The organism is Cohaesibacter marisflavi (assembly GCF_900115225.1).
Lineage (GTDB): Bacteria > Pseudomonadota > Alphaproteobacteria > Rhizobiales > Cohaesibacteraceae > Cohaesibacter > Cohaesibacter marisflavi.
In genome coordinates this window covers 1-5,292 of sequence record NZ_FOVR01000035.1, presented here as the reverse complement: position 1 = coordinate 5,292, position 5,292 = coordinate 1, and the positions used below count along the sequence as shown (strand labels likewise).

At 53.0% G+C, this 5,292-nt stretch carries 6 protein-coding genes and 3 pseudogenes; 6 read left to right on the top strand and 3 right to left on the bottom strand.

What is annotated here, in order from left to right:
• A partial coding sequence (locus tag BM258_RS24670) for a helix-turn-helix domain-containing protein (RefSeq protein WP_210186876.1) occupies nucleotides 1-225 on the bottom strand: 225 nt, incomplete at its 3' end.
• Between the two features lie 658 nt (nucleotides 226-883).
• On the opposite strand from BM258_RS24670, the gene tnpA reads away from it, so the two are divergent.
• The 6 genes and pseudogenes from tnpA (at nucleotide 884) to BM258_RS24085 (ending at nucleotide 4,113) form a co-directional block, all read left to right on the top strand.
• A complete protein-coding gene (gene tnpA / locus BM258_RS24110) occupies nucleotides 884-1,288 on the top strand; it encodes an IS66-like element accessory protein TnpA (protein WP_090075785.1) in 405 nt (134 codons plus the stop codon).
• Nucleotides 1,285-1,638 carry an IS66 family insertion sequence element accessory protein TnpB gene (tnpB, locus tag BM258_RS24105; RefSeq protein WP_244544829.1) on the top strand — a complete coding sequence of 118 codons (354 nt, stop codon included), beginning with the start codon at nucleotides 1,285-1,287 and terminating at the stop codon, nucleotides 1,636-1,638. Before tnpA ends, tnpB begins: the two co-directional genes overlap by 4 nt.
• Before the next feature lie 68 nt (nucleotides 1,639-1,706).
• Nucleotides 1,707-2,290 (top strand): annotated as a pseudogene (locus BM258_RS24100) (IS66 family transposase); the annotation flags it as partial.
• Between the two features lie 49 nt (nucleotides 2,291-2,339).
• A pseudogene (locus BM258_RS24095) lies at nucleotides 2,340-2,915 on the top strand (transglutaminase family protein); the annotation flags it as partial.
• A gap of 608 nt (nucleotides 2,916-3,523) precedes the next feature.
• Nucleotides 3,524-3,811: an RNase A-like domain-containing protein gene (locus tag BM258_RS25155; RefSeq protein ID WP_175528234.1), complete on the top strand. Its 288-nt coding sequence runs from the start codon at nucleotides 3,524-3,526 to the stop codon at nucleotides 3,809-3,811.
• The gene (locus tag BM258_RS24085; protein WP_090075781.1) at nucleotides 3,808-4,113 is read left to right on the top strand and encodes a contact-dependent growth inhibition system immunity protein; all 306 of its coding nucleotides are present in this window, start codon (nucleotides 3,808-3,810) and stop codon (nucleotides 4,111-4,113) included. Before BM258_RS25155 ends, BM258_RS24085 begins: the two co-directional genes overlap by 4 nt.
• A 60-nt stretch (nucleotides 4,114-4,173) precedes the next feature.
• Here the strand turns inward: BM258_RS24085 and BM258_RS24080 are convergent, their stop codons facing one another.
• Nucleotides 4,174-4,614, bottom strand: coding sequence for a hypothetical protein (locus BM258_RS24080; protein WP_090075780.1), 441 nt, complete (start codon nucleotides 4,612-4,614; stop codon nucleotides 4,174-4,176).
• A gap of 88 nt (nucleotides 4,615-4,702) precedes the next feature.
• Nucleotides 4,703-5,292, bottom strand: a pseudogene (locus BM258_RS24075) (IS256 family transposase); the annotation flags it as partial.

The window sequence follows — 5,292 nt, the reverse complement described above, 5'->3', positions numbered from 1 at the left end:
GCGAGGGCGCTTCTGGTCCTGTTCAAAAAGCGTCTGGAGACGAGCATCAAACCCATTGCATAGCTTGTGCCGAACTGGCGGGGCCTGGCGATGGTAGCTCGGCGGGCTGTCATCCTTAAGATACTTCTTGATTGTGTTGCGCGACAAACCTGTCTGACGCGCGACTGATCGGATGCTTCGGCCATCAACCAGCACCCAACGTCGGATCTTCGAAATACTTTCCATCAAAATCACCTGCTCTTTCCTCCGCAATTGGCCTGCGGAGATTAACGGAAACAGGTGGGTCAATTTTACTCGCTCATAACCCACCTAAGTGGGTCAATTTTGCACGCCGATTCACAATTCTGCGACACATATCAGGTAATAAACGAGACAAAACACAACGATCTTCGCAGTAAGTTCGCATTGCGCCACCCTCGTCTCGAAAATCAAAACCTTCTGTCTTGGTGGTTCTCGAATAGACATGAGAACTAAAGGAAACCCGAATTTGGAGATGGGAGCCGTCAATCCCCTGACCTTCAATCACATGAATAAAAGCATCCAAATGAGACAGATCGACGTCTGTCCCATTTAACTTGATTGCAGAATGATGGTTGGTGATTGATTGCAAAGAACTTATTACCTAATGAAGAAACCTCGAGCGTCTTACCAATCAAGCTACGAAAAGTCGAGCCACAAGACCTTTTTGAACTCGAGGAAACAAACCCATTAGGAGAAGCGGCCTAAGCCGCTTCTCGATTTTCTCGGGTTGCATCACACCAAGATCTCCGGAATTGAACCCAGTTGAGAATATCTGGCAGGTAAGCGCTGTTTCAGCCCCACATTGCGACCACAGGCGTGAGCTGCGATGAGATCTTCATGTTGATATTTATGGAGTATCTCCATGGAGAGTACGGCGGAGTTTCTCACTCCTTTGCGGAGTTCTCGTGGGAGGCCACGTAAGTGGACGGATGAGGAGAAGGCACAGATCGTCTCGGAAAGTCTTCAGCCCGGCGTTCGTGTCTGTGATGTTGCCGAGCGGTATGGGGTTCGTCCAAACCATCTCTCCGCATGGCGCACACAGGCGCGCCGTGGCACGCTGGTGCTGCCGGAGCCTGAGGGCGAGATTGAATTTGCTAGTCTGATTGTTGAGGAACCCCGCAGCCGTGTGGTGCCCGAGACCGTCGAACCGGGTGCGAGCCATAACCGTCCGGAGATCGAATGTGGCTCGGTAATCATCCGACTCGAGGCAGGAGCAAGCGCAGGCAGGATAGCCGCTGTGGCACGATCTCTTGCGCGTTCATCATGATCTGTCCTTCGAACCGGGTGAAGATCCTGGTGGCCAGCAAACCGGTTGACTTCCGCAAGGGCCATGATGGCCTCGCAGCGCTGGTCAAGAACGCGCTGGACAAGGATCCCTTCACTGGCACAGTGTTTGTCTTTCGCTCCCGACGGGCAGATCGGCTGAAGCTTCTCTATTGGGATGGTTCTGGGCTTGTGCTCGCCTACAAACGTCTTGAGGAGCAGAGCTTTGTCTGGCCCGAGATCCGGGATGGCCTCATTCGGCTTGACCATGCGCAGTTTGAAGCCCTTTTTGCAGGGCTTGACTGGCGTCGGGTTCGCAGTCTGGAAGTGCGAGCACCACAGGATGTGGAATAGCTGCGTCAGGGTGACTCGGGCTCGATGTTGTTTGTGTCTTGGTGGCAGAAATCTGCTAGATTTTGGTCATGTTGACCGAAGCCGATCTTCCCGATGATATTGCTGCCCTGAAGGCGCTGGTGATTGCCAGCGAGGCGCATGGCATCCGCAAGGATGAACGGATTGCCCAGCTTGAAAAGCTGGTCAAGGCCTTCAAGCAGGCTCTCTTTGGCAGCAAGTCGGAGAAGGCTGATCCCGATCAGTTCCAACTGGCCCTTGAGGATCTGGAGACAGCCATTGCCGTGGTTCATGCCGCCGATGAGGCAGGTCCCTCCCCAACAGAGCCCACAGGCAAGAAACGCCGTTTGGCCAATCGCGGAGCCTTGCCAAAACATCTGCCACGGATCGAGGAAGTGATCGAGCCAGATAGTCTGGTCTGCTCCTGTGGGGCCGGTAGGGCAGCCTTTGAATTGAGGCCCGTCTTTAGCGCCCTGCTTGCCGATCTGAGGAGATCAGGCAAGCTATTCATGCCCTCTCGGACGATTGCTCTGCAATCGCCTTCCGGGTAACAGATGAAACCCCGGCTTTAGTCCTTGAGCCCGGCAAACGAACGACAAAGACCGGCTACTTCTGGGCACTGGACCTATCCTCTCAACGTGTGAGCGGAACAGCGGTTACCTTTCAGCTATGATCATGGCGATCCCTACGGCTTCGATGTCCGCAACAAGCTGCTGTCAGATTACATCCAGGATCGGCGCGGAAACTGCACCACCATGCCGTTCCTGTCCATCATTCTCGGCCAACGGCTCGGGCTTGATGTGGTGCCCGCCATGGCTCCGTTGCATGTCTTCGTAAAATTCACCGACAATGCTGGCAAGACTTGGAACCTGGAAGCCATCAGTGGGGCGGGTGCTGCGCGGGATCAGCATTACCGCGACCTTCTGCCGATCACCGACGAGGCCGTCGCCAATGGCGTGTTCCTGGCACCACTGACCAACGAGCAATCCGTCGCCGTCATCGCCGCAGTAGTTGTGGAGGAGCTGATCGCCGAGGGGAGCTATCACGACGCCATGGCTGTGGCCGATATCCTGATCGAGCACTACCCGATGTTCGCCTACATCATGGTCAAGAAAGCAACGGCGTCCTACCATCTGCTGCGCACAGAGTTTCACGAGAAATATCCCACAGCACAAAACGTACCAGAGGACCAGCGTCCCTATCTGGCCTACCTTCAACGGGTTAACCAAAGCATGTTTGACAGGGCAGAATCTTTGGGTTGGCGTTCCTTGCAAAGATAGGGTAACATCCTCCTGCAATTACACGTTTTAGGGGAACTCCCGTGCTCCGAAATTTGAAACAGCTCATTTTGACCGCACTTTTTGCGATCTTTGCTTCGCAAGCATCGGCGATGTTTATTCAACCCGACTGGCTCGACCCAACCCAACCAGGCGTGGGCACAAATCGGTACGCATATTCTGGCAATGACCCAATCAATCAACGCGACCCAAACGGAAATGCCTTCCACGATTGGGGGATGGATCAAGACGAGTCGGACGCCGACAACCAAAACAGGGCGGATAGATTCTATGAAGTAGCGGCGCGAATACGGAACTCTGACCGTTTCGTAGACAAATTAACCGAATTCTTAGGTGGCGCGAGATGGATGGAAAGTGCTGGCGACCGCTACCAGAGCAGAATTGGTGTCTCGACACGTGATCGCATAGAACGCGACATTGGCGAGGCAGCAGCTGCAGGTCTAATGGGCCTCCGGCCAAATGTGAGGGCTGGGGTAGGAATGTCTATGGCATCTTCCGTCCCAGGGGGGGGGCTAATGGTACATGAGCTTGCGGGAGGTCACCTCATTGCGCGGCACGTTGGATTAACCGACGCATAACTAATTGGACGCTTGGCACAACAGCAAAAGATTACCGCAGCTTCAACTTTTTCTAACCTTGGTGCCGCCGAAAGCCAAGTATCTGCGGCTCTTGCCGCCAACCGATCTCAGATTTCCCAATTCTTGGCGGGAAACAGTCAAAGGATGGTCATCAACCATAGCTCCAGTCGAGTTGTTGGTCGCGTAGACACACGCGGGTCTACAACTGCCACACCCGCAACAAATATTCGTGTGGTTATTCAGAGAGACCCAACAATGTCTTCAGGTTATCGCATAGTTACAGGATTCCCCGTCCCATGAAAAAAGAAGAGAACCAGATTAAACAATTCTTCGGGGCGTACTTTCATCAAGATTGGGATATTGATGGCGACAATTGGGAACAAGTTATCGCAACATACCTAGAAACAAATGACGTCAACGAAATCCGAAATCTAACCGTCCAGATCGACAACTTGATTCAGGATATTAGATCCAACAAGGTCGACGAAAATACATTCCCATCAAATTATGATTGCGAGTACAATTTTGTAGCGGATGGTTTGTCAGCTTTGGAATGGCTATCAAGAATGAACGCAGCACTAAAAGACGGTATATCATCCTAAAACCGAACATTTTTTCAACGCCTTCTGTAGGCTGGATGACCCCACTAACTCAAAACTCGCCTACCCTCCCAACATACGGCCCCAAAAGCCCCGCCGCGCTGACGTTTCCGCTTTATCACGCTGATCTGTCAAAAGCGCATTCAACCGCACCCGCTCAGCCTCCGCTCCGTCCAGGCGAGCACGCAAATCCTCGATCTGATCCACGAGCTGGCCGCGCTCCCGGTCACGCTCGACGGTCATGGCGTCGATCTGCTCTCTAAGCATCTTAACTTCGACGCCCAAGGCACTGTTTTCATCCGTTTCCTCTTGGGTTTCAGATTGGTTTCCATGACTGTTCGGAAATGGGTTCGCAGACATCCACCTAGAAAGCTCTGACGGATCAATCTGCCACCGCTCCTTGCCGTCCTTCTCCGCAGAGATACCCCCTGAATTAAGGGCTTTTGATAGCGTTCCCTTTGAACGCTTCGCGGTTTTGGCCGCCTGTCCAAGTGTCAGCTTCATGGTGTTTCCGCCTGTATTTCACGGGGTTTCCCCTTGGCTTTCTAATCGTTCAGCATGAGCTATTGTCAATTCTGGTGTTTGAAGCTTTTCAAGCAGCGGCCTTTTGTTGGTTTGACGGCTTGATGCCGTTGACGAAGTCGACGCCTTCAATGACGTCAGCGAGATGAGCGAAGCCACGAAGCTTTCGCCAGTTTTTCTCGGCGCATTGGCCGAGTTTGAACATCATATGCAGCATACCTTCTCTGCTCAGGCTTCCCTTTGTTCGCTTGGTGCGATGGCGGATGGTGGCAAAAGCGCTCTCAATCGGATTTGATGTGCGGATACTCTGCCAATGCTGAGCGGGAAAGTCGAAGAATGTCAGGAGTTCTGAGCGATCCTTGATCAAGCATTCAACTGCCCTGGGGTATTTGGCCTCATAGCTTTCGATGAACAGGTCAAAAGAGAGATTGGCATCCTCACGGGTCTCTGCCTGCCAAATATCATGCAGCATTTTCTTGGCCTTGGGCTGGGATCGCTTGGGCAGATAATTGAGCACGTTTGCCGTTTTATGGACCCAACAGCGTTGCTGACGGGTGGATGGAAATATCTCTTCCAGCGCCGCCCAGAATCCCATGGCTCCGTCGTGGCCAATTTCGGTGCCTTGAGGCCATGCTTTTGAAGGCCCAGCAGAACCTCTCG